This is a genomic window from Streptomyces sp. NBC_00354 (assembly GCF_036106915.1).
Lineage (GTDB): Bacteria > Actinomycetota > Actinomycetes > Streptomycetales > Streptomycetaceae > Streptomyces.
Window position 1 is genome coordinate 4856188 of the sequence record NZ_CP107983.1, and the last position, 21330, is coordinate 4877517.

The 21330-nt window shown below is 72.5% G+C and carries 20 protein-coding genes; 11 read left to right on the forward strand and 9 right to left on the reverse strand.

All coding sequences use genetic code 11. The annotated features are described in order from the left end of the window. Positions 1-111: 111 nt before the first annotated feature. Positions 112-792: a bifunctional DNA primase/polymerase gene (locus OHT74_RS22220; RefSeq protein ID WP_266672934.1), complete on the reverse strand. Its 681-nt coding sequence runs from the start codon at positions 790-792 to the stop codon at positions 112-114. Positions 793-1012: 220 nt separating this feature from the next. Here OHT74_RS22220 and OHT74_RS22225 point away from each other — a divergent pair, with 220 nt between their 5' ends. Both OHT74_RS22225 and OHT74_RS22230 read left to right on the forward strand, forming a co-directional pair. Next, complete coding sequence (locus tag OHT74_RS22225) at positions 1013-2392, forward strand: transcriptional regulator (RefSeq protein WP_266666103.1); 1380 nt, start codon at positions 1013-1015, stop codon at positions 2390-2392. Between the two features lie 94 nt (positions 2393-2486). Then, a complete protein-coding gene (locus OHT74_RS22230; protein WP_328621154.1) occupies positions 2487-3977 on the forward strand; it encodes a hypothetical protein in 1491 nt (496 codons plus the stop codon). Positions 3978-4007: 30 nt separating this feature from the next. Here the strand turns inward: OHT74_RS22230 and OHT74_RS22235 are convergent, their stop codons facing one another. Further along, positions 4008-5282 (reverse strand): ABC transporter substrate-binding protein, encoded by a 1275-nt coding sequence (locus tag OHT74_RS22235; protein WP_443047462.1) that lies wholly within the window; start codon positions 5280-5282, stop codon positions 4008-4010. Between the two features lie 196 nt (positions 5283-5478). Between OHT74_RS22235 and OHT74_RS22240 the strand changes: the two genes are divergently transcribed. Further along, positions 5479-5925, forward strand: a complete 447-nt coding sequence (locus OHT74_RS22240) for an SCO4402 family protein (protein ID WP_266672935.1) — start codon at positions 5479-5481, stop codon at positions 5923-5925. 14 nt (positions 5926-5939) lie between these two features. Next, on the forward strand, positions 5940-6815 hold the full coding sequence (gene purU / locus OHT74_RS22245) for a formyltetrahydrofolate deformylase (RefSeq protein WP_266666106.1): 876 nt from the start codon (positions 5940-5942) through the stop codon (positions 6813-6815). A 47-nt stretch (positions 6816-6862) separates the two neighbouring features. Here the strand turns inward: purU and OHT74_RS22250 are convergent, their stop codons facing one another. Together OHT74_RS22250 and OHT74_RS22255 are read right to left on the reverse strand one after the other, a co-directional pair. After that, complete coding sequence (locus OHT74_RS22250) at positions 6863-8122, reverse strand: zf-HC2 domain-containing protein (protein WP_328621156.1); 1260 nt, start codon at positions 8120-8122, stop codon at positions 6863-6865. Continuing rightward, positions 8119-8697 carry a sigma-70 family RNA polymerase sigma factor gene (locus OHT74_RS22255; protein ID WP_053786492.1) on the reverse strand — a complete coding sequence of 193 codons (579 nt, stop codon included), beginning with the start codon at positions 8695-8697 and terminating at the stop codon, positions 8119-8121. The genes OHT74_RS22250 and OHT74_RS22255 overlap by 4 nt, the downstream gene beginning before the upstream one ends. Positions 8698-8999: 302 nt before the next feature. On the opposite strand from OHT74_RS22255, the gene OHT74_RS22260 reads away from it, so the two are divergent. Further along, positions 9000-9518, forward strand: coding sequence for an EF-hand domain-containing protein (locus OHT74_RS22260; RefSeq protein ID WP_266666108.1), 519 nt, complete (start codon positions 9000-9002; stop codon positions 9516-9518). A 141-nt stretch (positions 9519-9659) separates the two neighbouring features. On the opposite strand, the gene OHT74_RS22265 is transcribed toward OHT74_RS22260, so the two are convergent. Beyond that, entirely contained in the window at positions 9660-11216 is a 1557-nt protein-coding gene (locus OHT74_RS22265; RefSeq protein WP_328621157.1) for a class I adenylate-forming enzyme family protein, read from the reverse strand. A gap of 184 nt (positions 11217-11400) precedes the next feature. On the opposite strand from OHT74_RS22265, the gene OHT74_RS22270 reads away from it, so the two are divergent. The 4 genes from OHT74_RS22270 to OHT74_RS22285 all read left to right on the forward strand — a co-directional run bounded on the left by OHT74_RS22270 (position 11401) and on the right by OHT74_RS22285 (position 15492). Beyond that, positions 11401-12588 (forward strand): amidohydrolase family protein, encoded by a 1188-nt coding sequence (locus OHT74_RS22270; RefSeq protein WP_328621158.1) that lies wholly within the window; start codon positions 11401-11403, stop codon positions 12586-12588. Continuing rightward, on the forward strand, positions 12588-13751 hold the full coding sequence (locus tag OHT74_RS22275) for an acyl-CoA dehydrogenase (protein ID WP_328621159.1): 1164 nt from the start codon (positions 12588-12590) through the stop codon (positions 13749-13751). Before OHT74_RS22270 ends, OHT74_RS22275 begins: the two co-directional genes overlap by 1 nt. A 5-nt stretch (positions 13752-13756) precedes the next feature. Beyond that, a complete protein-coding gene (locus OHT74_RS22280; protein WP_328621160.1) occupies positions 13757-14689 on the forward strand; it encodes an acyl-CoA dehydrogenase family protein in 933 nt (310 codons plus the stop codon). 332 nt (positions 14690-15021) lie between these two features. Then, entirely contained in the window at positions 15022-15492 is a 471-nt protein-coding gene (locus OHT74_RS22285) for an ATP-binding protein (protein WP_328621161.1), read from the forward strand. A gap of 168 nt (positions 15493-15660) precedes the next feature. On the opposite strand, the gene OHT74_RS22290 is transcribed toward OHT74_RS22285, so the two are convergent. Then, the gene (locus tag OHT74_RS22290) at positions 15661-16323 is read right to left on the reverse strand and encodes a response regulator transcription factor (protein WP_328621162.1); all 663 of its coding nucleotides are present in this window, start codon (positions 16321-16323) and stop codon (positions 15661-15663) included. Further along, positions 16320-17534, reverse strand: coding sequence for a sensor histidine kinase (locus OHT74_RS22295; RefSeq protein WP_328621163.1), 1215 nt, complete (start codon positions 17532-17534; stop codon positions 16320-16322). Before OHT74_RS22295 ends, OHT74_RS22290 begins: the two co-directional genes overlap by 4 nt. A gap of 148 nt (positions 17535-17682) precedes the next feature. Here OHT74_RS22295 and OHT74_RS22300 point away from each other — a divergent pair, with 148 nt between their 5' ends. Beyond that, complete coding sequence (locus OHT74_RS22300) at positions 17683-18267, forward strand: hypothetical protein (RefSeq protein WP_266666117.1); 585 nt, start codon at positions 17683-17685, stop codon at positions 18265-18267. Between the two features lie 206 nt (positions 18268-18473). Here the strand turns inward: OHT74_RS22300 and OHT74_RS22305 are convergent, their stop codons facing one another. Both OHT74_RS22305 and OHT74_RS22310 read right to left on the reverse strand, forming a co-directional pair. Next, positions 18474-19262, reverse strand: coding sequence for a VOC family protein (locus OHT74_RS22305; RefSeq protein WP_328623368.1), 789 nt, complete (start codon positions 19260-19262; stop codon positions 18474-18476). A gap of 98 nt (positions 19263-19360) precedes the next feature. Further along, positions 19361-20287 (reverse strand): cyclase family protein, encoded by a 927-nt coding sequence (locus tag OHT74_RS22310; protein WP_328621164.1) that lies wholly within the window; start codon positions 20285-20287, stop codon positions 19361-19363. Between the two features lie 109 nt (positions 20288-20396). Between OHT74_RS22310 and OHT74_RS22315 the strand changes: the two genes are divergently transcribed. Further along, positions 20397-21317, forward strand: coding sequence for an SDR family oxidoreductase (locus OHT74_RS22315; RefSeq protein WP_266666119.1), 921 nt, complete (start codon positions 20397-20399; stop codon positions 21315-21317). Positions 21318-21330 lie beyond the last annotated feature (13 nt).

A 21330-nucleotide genomic window follows, 5' to 3' on the forward strand; every position in this document is an offset into this window, starting at 1 on the left:
TCACGATAGGAGGGCGGGGTGAGGCGGGGCAGTTACTTATGTCATGAGTTTCCGTACAGGAATGTCCCTGTCCTGACCTGCGACGTTCCGGAGGCCTTTCCGGATCGCGGGTCAGGAGCTGCGGCGGTCCCGGTCCGCTGCGGCCTCGCGCCCGCATGCGTACGCCAGCGCGGCGATCAGCTCCTCCGTGTCCGGCAGCCACCGGTTGGCCGGCGTGGGCCGGCGCGCCCACTGGACCGAGCCCCGGCCGCCGAAGCGGGTGGGCGGCGCGGCCACGTACTCGCCCTCGCCCCGCGCGACGAGGTCGATCGAGGCCGGCGACCAGCCGAGCTTGCGCACCAGGTCCGGCACCTTCGCCCCGGCGCCCGGCAGGACGAAGAACAGCATCCGGTGGTCCGGCGTGAGGGCGACCGGCCCCAGGGTGCGCTCCATCCGCTCCAGCCGCGCCAGCGCCAGGAACCCGGCCGAGTCCGGCACGTCCAGCGCGTCGAACGTCCGGCCCGTCGGCAGCAGGATCGAGGCCTCGGGGCGCTTCGCCCAGATCCGCCGCACCTGGACCGCGCTGCCCGTGGCCAGCGCCGCCCAGTCCTTCACCGTGGCGTGCGCGCCCGGCGCCGGGCAGTCCTGCGCCCCGCAGGAGCACAGCTCCCGCCCGTCCGCGGACTCCAGCCAGGTGCCGGCGAAGACGTCCCAGTGCCGTTCTTCCGCGTACCGCACGGCATGGTCCAGCAGCTGCTCGCCGCGCTGCTTGGGGATGGGTGCGGTCTCCGTGACTGTGATGGTCTCTTCCACGCCCATCACAACTCCCGGCGTCACCCGGGGTTACGGGCGTAAACCGGCCGGTGGGCGGAGCATCGATCCTGCATACGGGGCGCACTGGAGCACGCACGGGGGCGCGTAGGAGGTCGGGGCGCCGGAGTTGGGTAGCGACACGACGCAGAGCGGATGATTCTCCGCAACTCAGGCGGGAAGTGATCATTCCAACGATCACCCGCGGCTACTGGGGGTTTTCATGGCAGCCAGGCCTCTCGTCGCGCGCCAGCCGAATGAACGGCTACAGGCGCTCATCCAGGAAGCCGGGTGCTCGAACGCCGGGCTCGCCCGGCGCGTCAACATGTGCGGGGCCGAACACGGCCTCGATCTCCGCTACGACAAGACCTCCGTGGCCCGCTGGCTGCGCGGCCAGCAGCCGCGCGGCCGGGCGCCCGGCATCATCGCCGAGGCGCTGGGGCGAAAACTCGGCCGGACCGTCACCATCGACGAGATCGGCATGGCCAACGGCAAGAACCTCGCCTCCGGCATCGGCCTGCAGTTCTCCCCGACCGTCATCGGCGCCATCGAGCAGGTCAGCGAGCTGTGGCGGAGCGATGTCGGCCGCCGCGACTTCCTGTCCGGGTCGAGCGTGGCCGCGTCGGCGCTCGTCGAACCGAGCCGGGACTGGCTGATCACCGGCGCCGACGCGCAGGTGGCGCGCAGTGGCGGCTCGCGCGTCGGGATGCCGGACGTGGAGGCGGTACGGGCGACCACCGACGCCCTCAAGGACCTCGACCACCGCTTCGGCAGCGGCCACGTCCGGCCCGTCGTCGTGCACTACCTCAACTCCGTGGTCTCCGGGCTGATCGGCGGCTCGTACCGGGAGCCGGTCGGGAGGGCGCTGTTCGCGGCCGTGGCCCGGCTGACGGAGCTGGCCGGCTACATGGCGGTGGACACCGGGCAGCCGGGCCTGGCGCAGCGCTACTACATCCAGGCGCTACGGCTGGCGCAGGCGGCGGGGGACCGGGCGTACGGGGGCTACGTGCTCGCGGCGTCGATGAGCCACCTCGCGGCGGAACTGGGCAATCCGCGGGAGATCGCGCAGCTCGCACGGGCCGCGCAGGAGGGGACCCGCGGGCAGGTCACGCCACGGGTGGAGGCGATGTTCTACGCCGCCGAGGCGCGCGGGCACGCGCTGCTGGGCGACACCCGGGCGACGGCGGTGCTGTCCTCGCGGGCCGTGACCGCGCTGGAGCGGGCGGAGCCGGAGTCGGGCGACGACCCGGTCTGGATCCGGCACTTCGACGCGGCGTACCTCGCGGACGAGCTGGCGCACTGCCACCGGGACCTGGGCCAGGCGGACGCGGCGGCCCGGCAGGCGCAGGACGCCCTGCGGGGCCTTCCGGCGGGCAAGGCGCGGCGCCGGGCGATCGGGCTGCTGCTGCTGGCGTCGGCGCAGGTGCAGCAGCGTGAGGTGGAGCAGGCCTGCCAGACCGCCGCGCAGGCGGCGGACCTGCTGTCGGGGCTCCGCTCGAACCGGGGCGCGGAGTACCTGGACGATTTCCGCACCCGCCTCGCCCCGTACCGCGACGAGCCGGCGGCCCGCGAGTTCACGGCCCGCCTGGAGGTGGTGGCGTAGAGGACGGGACGGGTGTGCCTGCCGGGAACGGGGGGTGACCGGGTAGCGTGAGCCGACGATTCGGAATACCGGAGTAGTCGGCGAAGGAGTCCCGGTGACGGAGAGCGGACAGGGCGGCGGCCGGCAGGCGGCCCCGCAGGCCGGTGCGCCGTGGGGCCCCGGCCCGGCGTACCCGCAGCAGCCGCAGAGCCCGGGGCAGCCCGCAGGGGGGCACCTCCCGGCGGAAGCCGGGGGAGACTACCCGCCGACCCCGCAGCCGGGCGGGCCGGCGTACGGCTACCCCCCGGCGCCGGGCCTGCCCCAGCCGGGGGAGCCGCAGGGCCCGCAGCCGTCGGGGCAGGCCGGGTACGGGTACCCGGCCGCGCCGGTGCAGCCGGCGCCCGGGCATGTGGTGGGGCCCGGCTACGAGGGGCCGGGGGAGCCGCACGGGTACGGCTACCCGCCGCTGCCCGAGGCGGCCACGCAGTACATCCCGCCGGTCCCGGCCGCGCCCACGGCCGATGAAGGGGCCACCCAGTACATTCCGCCGGTCCCGGCCGGGCTCACGGCCGATGAAGGGGCCACCCAGTACATTCCGCCGGTCCCGGCTGCGCCTGCGCACGGTGAGGCGGCGACGCAGTACATCCCGCCGGTCCCGGCCGCGCCCACGGCCGATGAAGGGGCCACCCAGTACATTCCGCCGGTCCCGGCCGGGCCTGCGCACGGTGAGGCGGCGACCCAGTACATCCCGCCCGTCACCGACGGGTTCGACGCGCTGTTCCGCGGGGACGGTGCCGACGCCGGGCACACCCAGCACCTGCCGCCCGTACAGGAGCCCGTGCTGCGGCAGCCGCCGCCGCGGGGCTATCCGCCGCGCGGGCAGCGGCCCGTACCGCCCCAGGCTCAGGCCCAGCCTCAGCAGTTCCAGCAGCACCCGCAGTACGCGCCGCCCCCGCCCCCGCCGGAGGCGCCCCGGCGCGTGCCGGCCGGGGTGATCGCCGCCGTCGTCATCGGCCTGGCCGTCGTCGGGCTCGGCGTCGGCGCGCTGCTCAGCGACGGCAAGGTGCAGAACAACGACCCCGCTGCGGCAGCGGCGACCCCCAGCGCCGGCAGCTCGGCCGCGGCCGCCGGCGAGGCGCCCGTGGACCCGGCCCGGGCGCAGGCCGTCCAGCTGGACAAGCTCCTCGCGGACAGCAACGACAGCCGCGCCGCAGTGATCCGGTCCGTCGACGACATCAAGGGCTGCCGCAACCTCGGCCAGGCGGCGACCGACCTGCGCGACGCCGCCCGCCAGCGCGAGGAGCTCGTCACCCGTCTCCAGGACCTGAAGCTGGACCAGCTCCCCGACAACGCGAAGCTGACCGCCTCGCTCACCAAGGCCTGGCAGTCCTCCGCGGCCGCCGACAACAGCTACGCGGCCTGGGCGGACGACAGCGCCGGCGACAAGAAGGGCTGCAAGGACGGGCAGGCCAGGAACACCGACAACGCCGCCGACGGCAACAAGGCGAGCGGCGAGGCGACGAAGGCGAAGGAGTCGGCCGCGACCCTGTGGAACACGGTCGCGGCCAAGTACAGCCTCACCAAGCGGGACAAGTCCCAGCTCTAGCCGGGAGCCGGAGCCGGGAGCAGCAGGCCCCTACGCCGCGCGGGGCGCCTGCTCCAGGGTCTGGGTCATGTCCATCGACTGCTCGCCCTGCTGGGCGACGAGCCGGCCCGCCTGGACGACCTGGAAGTTGACCCGCCCGTTCACCATGCGCGGGAAGCCGGCGACGGCGCGCATGTCCTTGTAGCGCCAGCTCAGGTCGGGGGTCAGCCCGCCGGTCTTCACCGGCTCCGACTGGTTCAGCGCGCGCGCCACCTGGCGCGCCGTGACGTCCTCGCCGGACTTGAACCGCTTCAGCGTCTCGCTGAGCACGGTGTACGCGATCCAGGTGGTCTGCGTCCCGCTGTCGTCCGCGTCCACGGCGTCGTTGCCGAACGCGTGATCGGAGATCACGTTCCGCATCTGCTCCCACAACGGATCGGTCGACACCGGGTACCAGCTGGTGAGGTACGCGCCCTCGAAGGGGCTCTCCTTGCCGCCGGTGCGGTCGACCACGGCCTGGCTGACACTGCCCAGCACGGAGGAGATCTGCGGGTTCTTGTGCTTGTCGTCGACGCGGCGGAAGGCGTCGAAGAACGTCTCCGTGCGCTCGCCGAGGACGGCCGCGACGCAGCCCTTGTCCTTGCCGCCGGAGGAGTTGGCGAGCGCCTCGCGGGCCTGCGGCGTGTAGTCCGCGGAGTCCTCGGCGGCCCGGATGTCGCTGGCGTCGGGCATCTTGTTGGCCTTGAGCCCGGCGTTGAGCAGGAGCGGCATGGAGTCGCCCGCGAGGGTGTCCGGGCGGACGACGGCCACCTGGCTGCAGGCCCGGCCCAGCTGGTGCCCGGCGCCGGCGAGGAGCACGGGCTGACCGCCGTTGACGGGGTAGGAGAAGGGGCTCTGGAACTCCTCGGAGGAGACCCCGTACCCGCCGATGAAGGGGATGCCCTCCGCCTCCAGCGGGGCCATGAAGGCGCGCCCGTGCTGGCTGTACGAGCCGACGACCGCGACGGCCTTCTCGCTGATGGCCTTGCGGGCGCAGTCGGCGGCGCCGTTCGCGGTGTTCTTCTCGTTGCAGGTCAGTACGCGCAGTTTGTGACCGTTGATGCCGCCCTTGGAGTTGACCCAGGCCTCATAGGCCTTGGCCATGCCGGGCATTCCGGGCATGTTGGTCGCCTGGGTGCCCTGCGGTGCGAAGGTCATGACCGTGATGGTGCCCCCGGAGCCCCCCGGGCCTCCGGGGAGCACCCCGCATCCGGCGACGAGACACGTGCCCAGCGCCGTTGCCAGCAGAGTGCGGGAGAAGGATGCCGTGCGTCGCCATTCGGTCATGTCCATGCACCCTTCCGCCCCACGGGTAACTGGAAAATGAGATGGACACAACAAAGAGTGACGCGAAGGTGAATTGCAGGGGATTGGTTGCGCACAGGCGCTTCAAGATCGCGCCGGCCGTGAACGTACGATCGAAAGCGTGACATTCGCCCAAGGTTCGAAGAACTCTTCCCGCCGAGGCGGCCGCTCCTCCACCATGGGCGGCATGCCCTTGAACGACATGCCGTGGTGGCGCTGGCGCAGCAACGTGCGCTCGGCGCTTCACATGCTTTCCGACCCGGTCTTCCACGAGGGGACCTGGCTCGCCGGTGTCGAGGGGTACGGGGACGTCACCGACGCCGTGTACCGGCTCGTCGAGGACACCTGGCTCGACAGCTGGTCCGCCGAGAAGTACGTCGGCACGATCTTCCGCGACTCCCAGGAGGCCACGCTCGTGGACCTCGCGGTGCTGCGGGTGCTGCGGATCCTGCACCAGGTCGGGCCCGACGCCCCCGTCTCCGCCTTCCTCGAGCACCACGCCTGGCCCGAGGCGGTACGCGCCGCGCGCGAGGCGCACGTACGGCTCGCGACCGCGGACGGGGACGAACCGGACGCTGCGCCCCAGTCGCTGGAACTGCTGAGGATCCTGACCCGCGCGGTGTGAAAGGCTGTGGGGTCATGAGCGACGACCCGCAGCCCCAGGCCCCCCAGCAGTACGTATTGACCCTGTCCTGCCCGGACAAGCAGGGCATCGTGCATGCCGTGTCCAGTTATCTGTTCATGACCGGATGCAACATCGAGGACAGCCGTCAGTTCGGCGACCACGACACCGGCCTCTTCTTCATGCGGGTCCACTTCTCGGCCGACGCTCCGGTGACGCTGGACAAGCTGCGGGCCAGCTTCGCCGCCATCGGGGACTCCTTCCGGATGGAGTGGCAGCTCCACCGCTCCGAAGACCGCATGCGGATCGTGCTGATGGTGTCGAAGTTCGGGCACTGCCTGAACGACCTGCTGTTCCGTACGAGCATCGGCGCGCTGCCGGTCGAGATCGCGGCGGTGGTCTCGAACCACACCGACTTCGCCGATCTGGTCCGCTCGTACGACGTCCCCTTCCACCACATCCCGGTGACGAAGGACACGAAGGCGGCCGCGGAGACGCAGCTGCTGGAGCTGGTGCGGGCCGAGAACGTGGAGCTCGTGGTGCTGGCGCGGTACATGCAGGTGCTGTCGGACACCCTGTGCAAGGAGCTGAGCGGGCGGATCATCAACATCCACCACTCCTTCCTGCCGAGCTTCAAGGGCGCGAAGCCGTACCACCAGGCGCATGCGCGCGGTGTGAAGCTGATCGGCGCCACCGCGCACTATGTGACGGCCGACCTGGACGAGGGCCCGATCATCGAGCAGGAGGTCGAGCGGGTGGGCCACGAGGTGACGCCGGACCAGCTGGTGGCGATCGGGCGGGACGTGGAATGCCAGGCGCTGGCGCGGGCCGTGAAGTGGCACAGCGAACACCGCGTACTCCTGAACGGCACCCGCACGGTCGTCTTCGCGTAGCCGGATCCAGCCCCGTCGGCGCGCCGACGGGGCTGTGGCGGCGGGGCCTAGAGGCGGCTCAGGGAGGCTGCTGCGAAGAGGACGTCGCGGATGGCTTCGCGGTCGCCGTGCTGGCCCACCGCGGCTTCCTCCGGGGAGATGTGGCCCGCGGCCAGCTGGCAGAACTCGGCGCCGTCCAGTGCGATCTGCGCCACCGTGTGCTCCGGCGACGGCTTCGCCGCCGGGGAGTCCAGCGCGATGTCCCAGCTGCCGCCGCCCGCGCCCTCGATCTCCAGGTGCAGGGTCCGGCCCGGGGCGCCCGCCGCGACCAGGCCGCGGGCCGGGGCCGCCAGCCCCGCCCGGCGCCGGTGGGCCAGCGCACTCGGCAGCAGCCGCGCCGCCAGGTCGATCATCCGGTTCAGGTGCGGCCCCGACGGCGGGTCGTACGGGTAGTCCACCGCCTCCGCGATGTCCCACGCATGCACCCAGCACTCGAAGGCCCGCTCCAGGAACGCGTCCCCGAGCGGCAGCGCGAAGGCCCCGTAGTCCACCGACAGCTGGCCCACGCCCCGCCCCGCGAACGACACCGTCCGCACCAGCGTGTGGCCCTGCTCCCGCCACGGCTCGCGGATCTGCCGGGTGAGGGGCTGCACGGCGGAGTTCCAGTAGTGCTCCGTACGGCCCGTCGCGTCCGACGGCGCATCCGGGCCCAGCGGATCGTCCAGGCCCAGCGCCGTCGCGACCATCCCGTCCACCGTGAGCAGGTGCCCGATCACCCCGGCCACCGTCGTCCGGCGGTACTGGCGCCGCTCCTCCTCGAACCACTTCAGCCGTACCGGGGTCTGCCACTCCGAGTCGCCGAAGTCCCGCAGCAGCGCGTCGAGCCGCGCCGTCTCCGTGTCGTACGGGCTCGCCCACACCGGCACCGGGATCCGGGCCGGCCGCTTGCCGAGGCAGTCCTCCAGCACCCGCGACCGCAGCAGCGGCTTGAGGTCCAGGCTCTCCTCCGGGTGCAGCAGGCCCACCGCGTCACGCAGCCGCAGCGCCTCCTCCGCGCAGGGCGCGCACTCGGTGAGGTGGTCCTCCACCGCCTGGGTCTCCTCGGCGGAGCACGCCGCGAGCGCCCATGCGCCGAGCAGGGACTTCAGCACGGCGTGCGACCGCGGCGGCGGCAGCGGCGCAGCCGCCGGCCGAGGCTGCGGCAGCAGCTCCGGTGCGTGCCGCGGGTCGAGGTCGTCGGCGGCCCCGCGCGGACCCGGTATGCGCGGCGGACCGGCGGGGCGCTGCTCGTCGTATCCGTCGTCGGGCGGGTCGGCGGGGCCGTTCATCGGGGCGTTCCATATCCGGGCGGGCCGTATCCGGGCGGTGCGGCGTCCTCCTGCGGGAGGGCGTTGGCGGTCGACAGCAGCTGCAGCCCGAGGCGCAGCCGGCGCCGGGCCTCGTCCTCGCTGATCTGCAGGTCGGCGGCGGCCTGCCGGTAGTCGCGGCGTTTGAAGTACGCGAGTTCCAGCGCGGCCCGCAGCGGTGCGGGCATGGACGTGACGATGTAGTCCGCGCGGGCGGCCGCACTGGCGCTGCGCACCTTCTGCTCGAGCTCCTCGCGCGAGCCGCGGCCCAGTTCGGCCTGGCGCAGCCTGGCCACGGCCTGGCCCTGGGTGATCCGGGCGACCCAGGACCGCATGGAGCCCTGCTTGGGGTCGTACGCGTCCGGGTTCTCCCAGATGTAGCCGAACACTTCGCGCGTGATCCGGTCCGCGGCCTTCTCGTCGCCGAGGACCCGGTGCGCCAGGCTGTGCACGAGCGAGGCGAAGCGGTCGTACAGCTCTCCGAGCGCGGCGGCCTCGCCGCGGGCGAGGCGCTGCTGCATGCGGCGGTCCCAGCGCGGTGGTACGTCCTTCGGCATAACTGCCCCCAGCCGTGTGTCGACGCATCGAATGTAATGGGCACAGGCGGGTTCGCGCCCGTTTTGGGGGAACCGGGACCTGGAAGTGTGCCCTGCGTGATAGTCGGGTCGCGGGGTGTGAACGGTGGGGCGGGCCGCGGCACATGGGCACAGGTGTGCGCGCCCCACCACGCTCCCCGTGCGCGGGTTCGATGCGGCCACCTGCTTGACGACTTCGCTTAACGGGCAGGCCACGTAGGCCTTACGCTCCTGCCTTGTCTTGAACTGCACCCCACCGCACATGTGAAGGCGGAACGCCGAATATGGACAGCGCAGAATACGAGCGCAAGATCGCCGCCCGATTCGCCACCTTCGACCAGGACGGGAACGGATATATCGACCGGGAGGATTTCAGCGCGGCCGCGAAGGCGGTGCTGGCCGAATTCGGCACCACCGCGCGGTCGGACAAGGGCCAGGCCCTCTTCGCAGGTGCGGAGGCGTTCTGGCAGGGGATGGCCGGGATCGCGGACGTCGACGGGGACCAGCGGGTGACCCGGGAGGAGTTCATCACCGGGGCGGCGAAGCGGCTGCGGGACAACCCGCAGCGGTTCGCGGAGATCGCGCGGCCGTTCCTGCACGCGGTGATCGCGGTGGCGGACGAGGACGGCCGCGGCCCGACCCCGGACGCGGCGGCCCGCGTCCTGCGCGTCCTGGGCACCCCGGCCGAACTGGCCGGCCGGGTGGCGACGGCCCTGGACGGCGACGGCGACGGCCGCATCTCGGAGGAGGAGATCCTGTCGGCCTTCGCGGGCTACTGCGGGGTCGAGGCGCCGGACGCGTAGCCGGCACGTCCGGAACCGGGACCACTGTGCGGCCGGTGCGCCGCACGGCGGTCCGAAGGCATGCCCCGAGGCCATGCCCCGAGGTCAGGCCCCGAGGCCATGCCCCGAGGTCAGGCCCGAGGCCGGCCCCGGAGACACTGCCTAGGCGAAGCGTTCGCGGAGTTTGTACTTCAGGACCTTGCGCAGGGCGTCGTTGCGGGGGAGGACGTCGACCAGTTCCAGTTGTTCGGGGAGTTTGTGGGGGGACAGGCCCTGGGCGCGGAGGTGTGCCGTCAGTTGCGGCAGTGTCAGGGGGGCCGCGCCCGCCGGCTGCTCCACCACCGCGCAGACGCGTTCGCCGCGCTCCGGGTCCGGGAGGCCGATCACGGCCACGTCGCCGACGCCCGGGAGCAGGTGCAGGAGGTCCTCGATCTCCTTCGCGGAGATGTTCTCGCCCTTGCGGATGATCACGTCCTTGCTGCGGCCGGTGAGGACGAGGTAGCCGTCCCGGGTCAGGTGGCCGAGGTCGCCGGTGATCAGGTAGCCGTCGGCGTCGAACGCGTCCGCCGGGGCGTCCCGGTTGAGGTAGCCCTGGCAGACCGCCTCGCCGCGCAGCCGGACCTCGCCGTCCGTCTCCGGGGGCAGTACCTCCCCGTCCGGGGTCGTGATGCGGATCGACATGCCCGCCGGGGGGCGGCCCTCCGTCGTGGCGAGGTGCTCCGGGGTGTCGTCGGGGGCGCCCATGGTGATCATCGGGACCTCGGTCATGCCGTAGCCGTGGGTCAGCGGGCAGCCCAGTTCACGGACGACCGCGTGGTAGATCTCCGGCGGCTTCGGGGCGCCGCCGCCCGCGAGGAGGCGCAGGGTGGGGATGAGCCGTACGCCCGGGTCCTTGCGTTGTTCTGCGAGGAACATCGAGTAGAAGGCCGTGGAACCGCCGGCCACCGTGACCCCGTGGCGCCGGTAGCCGGCCAGCGCGTCCGGCATCGCGAACTTCTCGAAGAGGACCGCGGGGAAGCCGTACAGGAGCAGCATCACCAGGTAGTCCGGGCCGCCTATGTGTGCGTACGGGAAGGCCATCGAGCCGACGTCGGCCGGGCTCAGGTGCAGGGCGTGGGCCAGGCAGGAGCCGCCCGCGATCAGTGAGCGGTCGGTGTGCAGGACGCCCTTGGGGTCCGAGGTGGTGCCGGAGGTCCAGTAGATCCACCGGACGTCCGTCCCGTTGCCGGGCGGTGGGGGCAGTACGGCCGGATCGCCCGTCGGCAGGGCCTCGTACGCCTCGAAGACGCCGCGCGCACCGAGCCGCTCGGCCATCGCCGTGTGGTCGAAGCCCCGCCAGGCGCCCGGTACGGCGAAGAACTCGGCCTTGGACTCGCGCAGCGCGAAGCCCACCTCGCGGTCCCGGTAGAAGGGGATCACCGGGGTCTGGACGGCGCCGATCCGGGCGAGGGCGAGGGAGAGCAGGACCGTCTCGATCCGGGTGGGCAGCTGCCAGGCGACGACCGTGCCGGGCCGTACGCCCCTCCCGTACAGCCCTGCCGCGACCTGCTCGGAGCGGTCGCGGAGCTCGGCGAAGGTGAGCGTCCGGTCGTCGGCGGGGTCGTCGGCCGCCTCGATCAGCACCGTGGCGCCGGGGCTCAGCCCGGCCCGCCGTACGACCAGCTCCCAGAGGGTGGGGGACCGGCCGAGCCGTATCGCGATGTCCCTGCTGTCCGCCATCCCAGCCTCCCGTAGCTGACGGTGAGTCAGATCAAGCGGAGAGCGTAGGGCTCCGGCGCTTGTCGGTCCAGGGGTGGCGGAGCTAGCTTGTTTCTGACGATCCATCAGATTCGGCTTCGGATCCGGATCGGGATTCAGGTTCGGATTCCGGTCCGGATCCATCGGCTTGCGGCGAGGGGACACCATGGAACTGCCTCGGATCATCAGCGTCGACGACCACGTCATCGAACCCGCGCACCTCTTCGACGTCTGGCTGCCGGCCAAGTACCGAGACCGCGGGCCCAAGGCGCTCACCGCGGGCATCGGCGAGCTCGAGTACACGGGCGGCAAGTACGTGATCTCCATGGACCCCGACGGCCCGCCGACCGACTGGTGGATCTACGAGGACCTGAAGTTCCCGTACAAGCGCAACATCGCCGCCGTCGGCTTCGACCGCGACGACATGACCCTCGAGGGGATCACGAGGGAGGAGATGCGGCGCGGCTGCTGGGACCCCAAGGCCCGCCTCGCCGACATGGACCTCAACCACGTCGAGGCGTCGCTGTGCTTCCCGACGTTCCCGCGCTTCTGCGGCCAGACCTTCGCGGAGGCCCACGACAAGGAGGTCGCCCTCGCCTGCGTGCGCGCGTACAACGACTGGATGGTCGAGGAGTGGTGCGGCGACAGCGGCGGCCGGCTGATCCCGCTGTGCATCATCCCGCTCTGGGACATCGACCTGGCCGTCGCCGAGATCCGCCGCAACGCCGCCCGCGGGGTGCGCGCCGTGACCTTCTCCGAGATCCCCACCTACCTCGGGCTCCCCTCCATCCACTCCGGCTACTGGGACCCCTTCTTCGCCGTCTGCCAGGAGACCGGGACCGTCGTCAACATGCACATCGGGTCCAGCTCCCAGATGCCGGCCGCCTCCCCCGACGCGCCGCCCGCCGTCCAGGCCTCGCTCAGCTTCAACAACGCCATGGCCTCGATGATGGACTTCCTGTTCAGCGGGGTGCTGGTGAAGTTCCCGACGCTGAAGCTGGCGTACAGCGAGGGCCAGATGGGCTGGATCCCGTACGCCCTCGAGCGCGCCGACGACGTGTGGCAGGAGCACCGCGCCTGGGGCGGGGTACGCGACCTGATCCCCGAGCCGCCGTCCACGTACTACTACCGGCAGATGTTCTGCTGCTTCTTCCGCGACAAGCACGGCATCGCCTCGCTCGACGTCGTCGGCCGCGACAACGCCACCTTCGAGACCGACTACCCGCACGTCGACTCGACCTTCCCGCACACCAAGGAGGTCGCCCTCGACCACGTGAAGGGGCTGGACGACGAGACGGTCCACAAGCTGATGCGCGGGAACGCCATCCGCATGCTCGGCCTGGACCTCGTCTGATGGATCTGGCCTACACCGACGAGGAGCAGGAGTTCCGCGCCCGGCTGCGCGCATGGCTGGCCGAAGCGCTGCCCGAGCTGCCCGCCAGGCCGTCCCCCGACGACTGGCCCGGCCGCCGCGCGTACGACGCCGGCTGGCAGCGCCGGCTGTACGACGCCGGGTACGCCGGGCTGCACTGGCCGGTCGACGCGGGCGGGCGCGGCGCCACCCCGACCCAGCACCTGATCTTCCTGGAGGAGACCGAGCGCGCCGGGGCCCCGTACGTCGGCGCCAACTTCGTCGGACTGCTGCACGCCGGACCGACCATCGCCGCCGAGGGCACAGCGGCGCAGCGGGCGCGCTGGCTGCCGCCCGTACTGCGCGGGGACGAGGTGTGGTGCCAGGGGTTCAGCGAGCCCGACGCGGGCTCCGACCTGGCCTCGCTGCGCACGCGTGCCGTGCGCGACGGCGACGACTACGTGATCACCGGCTCGAAGATCTGGACCTCGCACGCGGAGGTCGCCGACTGGTGCGAACTGCTCGTACGGACCACCCCCATCAGCGAGGCGGCCCCGAAACACCGCGGGATCTCCTGGCTGGCCATGCCCATGGACGCCCCCGGGGTGACGGTCCGGCCGCTGCGCACCCTCGCGGGGTCCACGGAGTTCGCGGAGATGTTCCTCGACGAGGTCCGGGTGCCCGTCGCGAACCGGGTCGGGGCGGAGAACGACGGCTGGCGCGTCACCATGGTCACCCTCTCCTTCGAGCGGGGCACGGCCTTCGTCGGCGAGGTCGTCGCCTGCCGCCGCACCCTGGGCGAGCTGGCGCGCACCGCGAAGGCGAACGGCCGGTGGGACGATCCGGTGCTGCGGCGCCGGCTCGGGCGGCTGTACGGGGAGTTCGGCGCCCTGTGGCGGCTCACCCAGTGGAACGTCAGCGAGTCCGAGGGGACCGGCGGGGTCCCCGGCACCGGCGGGTCCGTCTTCAAGCTCGCCTACTCGCACGCGCGGCAGGAGCTGTACGACACGGCGGCGGAGGTCCTGGGGGCGGACTCCCTCGCGCTGGACGGGGAATGGGTGCTCGACCGGCTCTCGTCCCTCTCGTACACCATCGCGGCGGGCACCTCGCAGATCCAGCAGAACATCGTCGCCGAGCGGATCCTCGGCCTCCCGAAGGGCCGGTGAGGGCCGTGGACTTCCGGTTGACGCAGGAGCAGCAGGATCTGCAGGCCGGCGTACGGGGCCTGCTGGCGGGCCGGTACGGGCGCGAGGCGCTGCGGGCCTGCGTGGACTCGGGCGGAGCCCTGGACCGGGCGCTGTGGCGGGAGCTCGGCGAGGCCGGGTTCTTCGCGCTGCGGCTCCCGGAGGCGGACGGCGGGGTCGGGCTCGGGCTGCCGGAGGCGGTCCTCGTCTTCGAGGAGGCCGGGCGGGCGCTGCTGCCGGGGCCGCTGGTCGCCACGCACCTGGCGGCCGGGACGGTACCGGGGGCGGCGGCGGGGACCGCGGTGGTCACTGCCTTCGACCTGGGCGACCTGCGCGGGGGCGGCAGGCCGCTGGTGGCCCACCTCGCGGACGCGGACGCGGTGCTCGGTACCCCGTTGCTCCCTTCGGGTGAGCCGGTGCGCTCGGCGGACCCCCTCACGCCGCTGCACCGGGTGGCGGCGCCGGGGAGCGCGGCTGCGATGTACCGCGACGAGGGCGCGCTGCTGACGGCCGCCCTCCAGACGGGCAGCGCGCTGCGCACGGTGGAGCTGGCGGTGCGGTACGCGCAGGAGCGAGAGCAGTTCGGCCAGCCGATCGGGGCGTTCCAGGCGGTCAAGCACCTGTGCGCGCAGATGCTGGTGCGGGCCGAGGTGGCCCGTACGGCGGTCTACGCGGCGGCGGTGACGGCGGACCCGGCGGAGGTGGCCGGGGCCAAGCTGCTGGCCGACGGGGCAGCCGTGCGCAATGCCCGGGACTGCCTGCAGGTGCACGGCGGGATGGGCTTCACGTGGGAGGCCGATGTCCATCTGCACCTCAAGCGGGCCTGGGTGCGGGCCGAGCAGTGGCGGACGGCGGGGGAGGCGGAGGAACTCCTCGCCGAAGAGCTCCTCGCGGCCGAGCTGCTGACCGCCGGGGGGTAGCTCGCTGTCACGAACGGGGCAGAACAGGGCACGGTCGGGACGAACCGGGACGCATGTCCGATTACGGAGAGTTGATATCGGTTTGTGTCCTTGGCCCGCCTCATTGCGGCCCGGAGTCGGGGGCCTGCTCCGGTACGCTCCCGGGAATGCGAGCGGTTGAGCGGCGCGAGCGTCGCGCAGTATGCACCACGCCTACTCCTTCGCGCTGGAATATGCCCGAAGCGCTTGTTGTGGTGACTGTATGTCAACCATGCTGCTCCGCAAGGGGATCACACTCGGTGATCCCATCCTGTCGCGAGGCGAAGTGTCCGCCGGTTCGGATGGTGTGAGCGGTGCAGGTGCTTCAGGTTCAGCTGGAGGTAGGACCGGATCCCGCCGAGGTCGGCCGGGCCCGCCGCTGGGCGCGGTCCCGGCTGGCAGGGTCGGGCATAGGGGACGACGAACCGCTCGCCGAGACGCTGATCCTGCTGATCTCCGAGCTGGTCACCAACGCCGTCGTGCACACCGGCTGCCCGGCCGTCCTGCGGATGCTGTTCGGGGAGCCCGGGGTGCGCGTCGAGGTCGCCGATGCCAGCTCCCGCGGCCCGGCCCGGCGGCAGGCCGCCGGGGACGACACGGGCGGGCGCGGGCTCGAGCTGGTGGACGGGCTGGCCGACCGCTGGGGCTGGCAGCACGAGGGCGCGGGCAAGCGGATCTGGTGCGAGATCGACCGCGCCGACAAGCCCGCGGACTGCGCACCCGAGCGGGGTGAAGGCTCGAACAGAGTATGCGGGTCGACGCGGGAACCGCGCGTGTACCTCTAACGAGGTGTTGACGGTTCGTCAACTGTTGATCACCCTTGTACTGAGCGATTCGACGCGAGGGGACGCCAAGGGCAGACCTTGACGAGTGCGGGTCGTGGGGTGGCGGCTGCCGTGCCGCGCTCGGGGCGTGCACGACCGCGCGCCGCCACCCGCTGGACCGCGCCGCCTTCACCGGGGCGGCGTGACCAGCCCCATCTCGTACGCCTTGATCACCAGTTGCACCCGGTCCCGGGCGTCGAGCTTCGTCAGCAGCCGCGCCACGTGCGATTTCGTCGTCGCCACCGTGATGAACAGGTCCTGCGCGATCTCGCTGTTCGACCGGCCCCGCCCCACCAGGGTCAGCACCTCCTGCTCCCGGCTCGTGATCGCCGGGGCGCGCTGCGGGGCGGGCGCCGGCGCCGCGACGAAGTCGGCTATCAGGCGGCGCGTCACGCCCGGCGCGATGAGGGCGTCGCCGGCCGCGACCACGCGCACCGCCGCGAGGATGTCGTCCAGCGCCATGTCCTTCACGGCGAATCCGCTCGCGCCGGCGCGCAGCGCCCCGTACACGTGGTCGTCCTCGTCGAAGGTGGTCAGGATCAGCACGCGGGCGGCGCCGGGGGCGGCCGTGAGCCGGCGGGTGGCTTCGATGCCGTCCATCTCCGGCATCCGGATGTCCATCACGACGACGTCGGGGGCGAGCTCGGCGGTCAGCCGGACCGCCTCGGCGCCGTTCGCCGCCTCGCCCACGACCTCGAGGTCCGGGGTGTCGGCCATCAGGACGCGCAGTCCCGAGCGCACCAGGGGCTGGTCGTCGGCGAGCAGGACGCGGACGCTGCTGCTGCCGCTCATCGCTTCTCCTCCCGTTCCCGTACTGCGGCCGGCTCCGGCTCCGGCTGCTCCGGCTGTTCGAGGGGCAGGACCGCCGCCACCCGGAAGCCCCCCGCCGGGAGCGGCCCGGCCTCGAACCGGCCGTTCAGCAGGGCGGCGCGCTCCCGCATGCCCGTGAGGCCGAATCCGGCTCCGGCCGGGCCGTCTTCCGGGAGGCCCCGCCCGTCGTCGGTGATCTCCAGGGCCAGTTCCCGGCGCCCGTACACGATGCCCACCCGGCAGCCGTCGGCGTGCGCGTGCCGGACCACGTTGGTCAGGGCCTCCTGCACGATACGGAAGGCGGCCAGCTCGATGTCGGCCGGCAGCTGCCGCCGCTCCCCGGCCCACACCACGTCCACGCGTACGCCCGTATCGCTCGCGGCGGTCGCGGCCAGCCGCTCGATGCCGTCCAGGCCCGGCGCGGGCGCCGCCGACACCGGCTCGCTGCGGCGCAGGGCGACCAGCGTGCGGCGCAGGGCGGCGAGGGTCTCGCGGCTGGTGGCCTCGATGGCCCGGAGGGCCTCGCGGGCCTGCGCGGGCTGCGTCTCGATGACCCGGCTGCCGACTCCGGCCTGGATGGCGATCACGCCGATGCTGTGGGCGACCATGTCGTGCAACTCGCGGGCGATGCGCAGCCGCTCGTCGGTGAGGGCCTGCTCGGTGGAGCGTGCCTGCGCCTGCGCGGCGGACTCGCGGCCGCGCCGTACGGAGTCCCCCATCAGCCAGGCGAGGACGACGATCGGCAGCTGGCTCTGGGTGAGGATGCGGGCGGAGCCGGTCACGGGCAGGGCGAACTGGGCGGTGAGCAGCAGCAGGACGGTGATGCTCACGGCCGACAGGGTCACCCGGCGCGACCGGGTGGCCGCGACCACGCCGAGCGCCACCGCGGCGGGCAGCACCATGGCGGGGGTGAGTGCGGGCGTGTGGCCGAGGAAGAGCATGAGGTAGGTGCCGACGAGCATCAGGCCGAGGGTGGTGAGCGGCGCCCGCCGCACCAGGAGGGCGCCGGTCAGCACGCCGGTGATCGCGAGGAGCGGCCCCACTTCGAAGATCCGGTCCCCGGTGCCGAGGGGCACGCGGAACGCGAGGTTCGACAGCACGAGGGTGCCCAGCCCGGCGCCCGCCCAGAGGGCCGAGGTCTGCCACCGGAAGGCGGGCCGACCCCTGCCCATCTGCCCTGATGAGGTGTTCATGCCGCGACCCTAGCGACCGTGCGCGGCAGTGGCATCGGCCTGCGGGATGCATCCCGCGGGCGGGTGTGGGGCCCGGTGGTAACGAGGCATTCCGCTTCGAGGACAATTGGGGACGCACCGATGTTACTCAGCAGTAGGAGCAAGCGCGTTGAATCAGGACAGGCGTCGCCAGGCCGAGGAATTCCTGCAGCCCGACGAGCAGTTGATCGCCGTATGTGCCTGCGAACCGGGTCCGGGCGTGCCGAGCCCTCCGGAGGACCTGCTCGCGCCGCCGGAGCCGGCGGCGCTCGGCCGGCGGATCGAGGAGAAGCTCCCGCGCTCCCTCCAGCAGCTCTTCAAGGCCCGCGCGCACGATCCACGCCGGGATTCGGCCGACCGCGTCCCCGGCCCGGCGGACGGCAAGGGCATGGAGGGCGGCTGGCAGAGCGCGGCCGGCCGGTTCCTGATCGGCCGCGCCAACGCGCACGGCTCGGCGACGGACGTCCTCGTGGTGACGGACCGGCGCTGGTTCGCCCTGACGGACGTCTCGCCGCTGTGGCAGTCGACGCCCGAGATGCGGCAGTACTGGGAGGTTCCGCGATCGGCGATCACCGTCGTCCGCGCGAACGCGACGGGCCTGCTCCAGCTGGGCCGCATGAACATCGAGTTCGCCGACCTCTCCTGGGTCGCCGTCGCCGCCCTGACCCCCGCCGAGGCCCCCGCCTTCGCAGCAGCCGCAGCCCGCTACCGCTGAGGCACCGGCTGCGGGCGGACCGGTGAGGGTGGCCGCTTCGGCGGGCGCGGGGGCGGCGACGGTTCCGGCCGAGGCGAGAGCGGCACCGAATGCGCCCCCTGTCGCGACCCGCTTCGGTCGCCCCGACTGCCCCTTCGGTCGCCCCGACTGCCGGTTCGTTGCCCCGGCCATCGGGCCGGGGCAACCACCGTCAGCGCTCGGGCGGGTTACTCCGGTCCGGCCCCGGTGATCACCGCGAAGGTGCCGCCCTGGGGGTCGGCGAGGACCGCCATCCGGCCGGCCGCCATGTCGAACGCCGGGGCCTTGACGCTGCCGCCGGCCCGCTCCGCGGCCGCCTGGATGCTGTCGACGTCGTCGACGGCGAAGTACGGCAGCCAGTGCGGCGGAAGCCCGGTCGGCATCGAGGCGAGGTCCATCATCCCGCCGATCGCGCGACCGGCGACCGTGAACTCCGTGTACCCCTCGGCGCCCGGCATCTGCGACGTCGCCGTGCCCATCGGCAGTACGGCGGAGTAGAACGCGGCGGCGGCGTCGGTGTCGCCGGTGCTCAGCTCGTTCCAGATCAGCGCGCCGTGCTCGTTGACGATGCCCGCGCCGGGGAAGGTCCCGTACTGCCAGAGGCCGACCGCGGCGCCGGTCGGGTCGGTGATGACGGCCATCCGCCCGAGGTCCATGACGTCCATCCGGGGCATCATCACCGCGCCACCCGCGTCGGTGACCGTCTTCAGGGTGGCGTCGACGTCGTCGGTGGCCAGGTACGTGGTCCACGCGGTCGGAGGCATCGGGTCCGGCACCGTCCCGTCGGGGTTCATGGCCTTCATGATCCCGGCGACCGGCTTGCCCTTGAGGGTGCAGACGGAGTAGCCGCCGGTCTCCGCCGGGCCGACCTCCCCCTGCCAGCCGAACAGGTCGCGGTAGAAGTCGAGGGCGGCCTGCTGGTCGGGGACCATCAGGTCGATCCAGCAGGGGGTGCCGGCCTGGTAGGGGCCGTTCATTTCGGGCACGGATGCCTCCGGGGCTGCCGATGGGGGATGGACGGCCCGGTCCCTACCCGGCCCCCACCGGCCGAATCGGGCCGTACGGCTGAATGCGCTCAGAGGACGGCCACCGGGGCGACCGGGGTGCCGACGCCTCCGACGAAGGGCTCGGGCATGGCCGAGAGCAGGAAGCTGTACCGGTTTTCTTCTGCACAGGCTGTGGACAACTTTTCGAGGTTCCAGTTCTGGCCCTGGTGCATGCCCATCTCGACCAGGTCCAGCGCATGCACCGGCAGCCACAGGTTGTCGATCTCCGGCGGGAAGATCTCGAAGGTCAGGGTGTCGTTCGCCACCGCTGCCACGTCGTGCGCGTGGAACCACTCCGGCGTACGGACGGACAGCCCCGGCGACGGGAAACCGTAGCCGTGCTTGTCGCCCGCCAGGTAGAACTGGATCTGGCCGGTGCGGACCAGGACGATGTCGCCCGCCCGGACTGTGACCCCGCCGAACTCCTCGGCCGCCGCCAGGTCCTCGGGGGTCACCGCGTGGCCCCCGGGAAGCCGGTCCAGGCCCTTCGCGCGGGCCACGTCCAGCAGGACGCCCCGCGAGACGATGTGCCCGGCCTTGTCGATGCCGCTGAACTCGGCCCGCCCGTGCGCCGTCACGGTGCCGGCCGGGCGGCCGTTGTAGATCTTCCCAGAGTGCGAGACGTGCGTGAGTGCGTCCCAGTGGGTGCCCGCCTGGAGCCCCATGGTCACGGCGTCGTCGCTGCACGCCACCGTGCCCGGCCCGAACAGCTCCTGGTTGATCTGCACCATCGTGTGCAGCGGGTTGATCCGGCCCGGGATCAGGCCGGCCTGGACCCCGTCCTCCTTGAGCGGCAGCGCCAGCGGGATCCGGCGGCCCGAGCGGACCTCGGCCGCGGCCGCCTTCACGACCTCGTCGGTGATCAGGTTCAGGGTGCCGATCTCGTCGTCGGCGCCCCAGCGGCCCCAGTTGTTGACGCGTTTGGCGATGTCGTGGAACTCGGGGGGCATGCCCATGGATCTCATCAGCTCCCTGTGGATGCGAGACGAACTGGGGCTTGTGCTCTCGTGTCTGACTGCCCATAGAATCTAACGGTCCGTCAGAAAACGCGGGAAGGGGTCGGGCGTGGGGAACTTCTTGGCAGGCAAGGTCGTGGCCGTCACCGGCGCGGGCCGGGGCATCGGGCGGGCCGTGGCACTCGCCGCGGCCGCCGAGGGCGCCAAGGTCGTCGTCAACGACTACGGAGTCGGCATCGAGGGCGGGGAGCCGACGAGCGAGATCGCCGACGGCGTGGTGAAGGAGATCCAGGCCGCCGGCGGCGAGGCCGTCGCCGTCGCCGACGACATCTCCACCATGGCGGGCGGCCAGCGCATCGTCGACACGGCCCTCGCCCGGTACGGACGCATCGACGGCGTCGTGTGCGTCGCCGGCATCCTGCGCGAGCGGATGCTGTTCAACATGTCCGAGGAGGAGTGGGACCCGGTCGTCGCCACCCACCTCAAGGGCACCTTCACCGTCTTCCGCGCCGCGTCCGCCGTCATGCGCCGCCAGGGCTCCGGCACCCTCATCGGCTTCACCAGCGGCAACCACCAGGGCTCCGTCGCCCAGGCCAACTACAGCGCCGCCAAGGGCGGGATCATCTCCCTCGTCCGCTCCGCCGCGCTCGGGCTGGCCAAGTACGGGGTCACCGCCAACGCCGTCGCACCCGTCGCCCGCACCCGGATGTCGGCGAACGTCCCCATGGAGCTCAAGGAGATCGGCGAGCCCGAGGACGTCGCGGCGCTCGTCACCTACCTGCTCTCCGACAAGGCCGTCGCCGTCGCCGGCGAGAAGATCACCGGGCAGGTCTACACGATCGCCGGTCCGAAGATCGCCGTCTGGGCGCAGCCGCGCGAGCTGCGCGCCGGCTACGCCGAGGGCTCCTGGACGCCCGAGAAGATCGCCGACTTCCTGCCCGGGACGGTGGGCACCGACCCGATGCCGATGCTCGCGCAGCTGGAGGCCATGGCCAAGGCGGCGGCCGCCAAGGACCGCCCCAACGCGTAGGGGAGCCCCGACG

Excerpts from the sequence above, each read along its gene's own strand:
- OHT74_RS22225 (WP_266666103.1), top strand. The coding sequence starts at position 1,013 with ATGGCAGCCAGGCCTCTCGTCGCGCGCCAGCCGAATGAACGGCTACAG.
- OHT74_RS22235 (WP_443047462.1), bottom strand. The coding sequence starts at position 5,282 with ATGACCGAATGGCGACGCACGGCATCCTTCTCCCGCACTCTGCTGGCA.
- OHT74_RS22240 (WP_266672935.1), top strand. The coding sequence starts at position 5,479 with ATGGGCGGCATGCCCTTGAACGACATGCCGTGGTGGCGCTGGCGCAGC.
- purU (WP_266666106.1), top strand. The coding sequence starts at position 5,940 with ATGAGCGACGACCCGCAGCCCCAGGCCCCCCAGCAGTACGTATTGACC.
- OHT74_RS22250 (WP_328621156.1), bottom strand. The coding sequence starts at position 8,122 with ATGAACGGCCCCGCCGACCCGCCCGACGACGGATACGACGAGCAGCGC.
- OHT74_RS22255 (WP_053786492.1), bottom strand. The coding sequence starts at position 8,697 with ATGCCGAAGGACGTACCACCGCGCTGGGACCGCCGCATGCAGCAGCGC.
- OHT74_RS22260 (WP_266666108.1), top strand. The coding sequence starts at position 9,000 with ATGGACAGCGCAGAATACGAGCGCAAGATCGCCGCCCGATTCGCCACC.
- OHT74_RS22265 (WP_328621157.1), bottom strand. The coding sequence starts at position 11,216 with ATGGCGGACAGCAGGGACATCGCGATACGGCTCGGCCGGTCCCCCACC.
- OHT74_RS22270 (WP_328621158.1), top strand. The coding sequence starts at position 11,401 with ATGGAACTGCCTCGGATCATCAGCGTCGACGACCACGTCATCGAACCC.
- OHT74_RS22275 (WP_328621159.1), top strand. The coding sequence starts at position 12,588 with ATGGATCTGGCCTACACCGACGAGGAGCAGGAGTTCCGCGCCCGGCTG.
- OHT74_RS22290 (WP_328621162.1), bottom strand. The coding sequence starts at position 16,323 with ATGAGCGGCAGCAGCAGCGTCCGCGTCCTGCTCGCCGACGACCAGCCC.
- OHT74_RS22295 (WP_328621163.1), bottom strand. The coding sequence starts at position 17,534 with ATGAACACCTCATCAGGGCAGATGGGCAGGGGTCGGCCCGCCTTCCGG.
- OHT74_RS22305 (WP_328623368.1), bottom strand. The coding sequence starts at position 19,262 with ATGAACGGCCCCTACCAGGCCGGCACCCCCTGCTGGATCGACCTGATG.
- OHT74_RS22310 (WP_328621164.1), bottom strand. The coding sequence starts at position 20,287 with ATGGGCATGCCCCCCGAGTTCCACGACATCGCCAAACGCGTCAACAAC.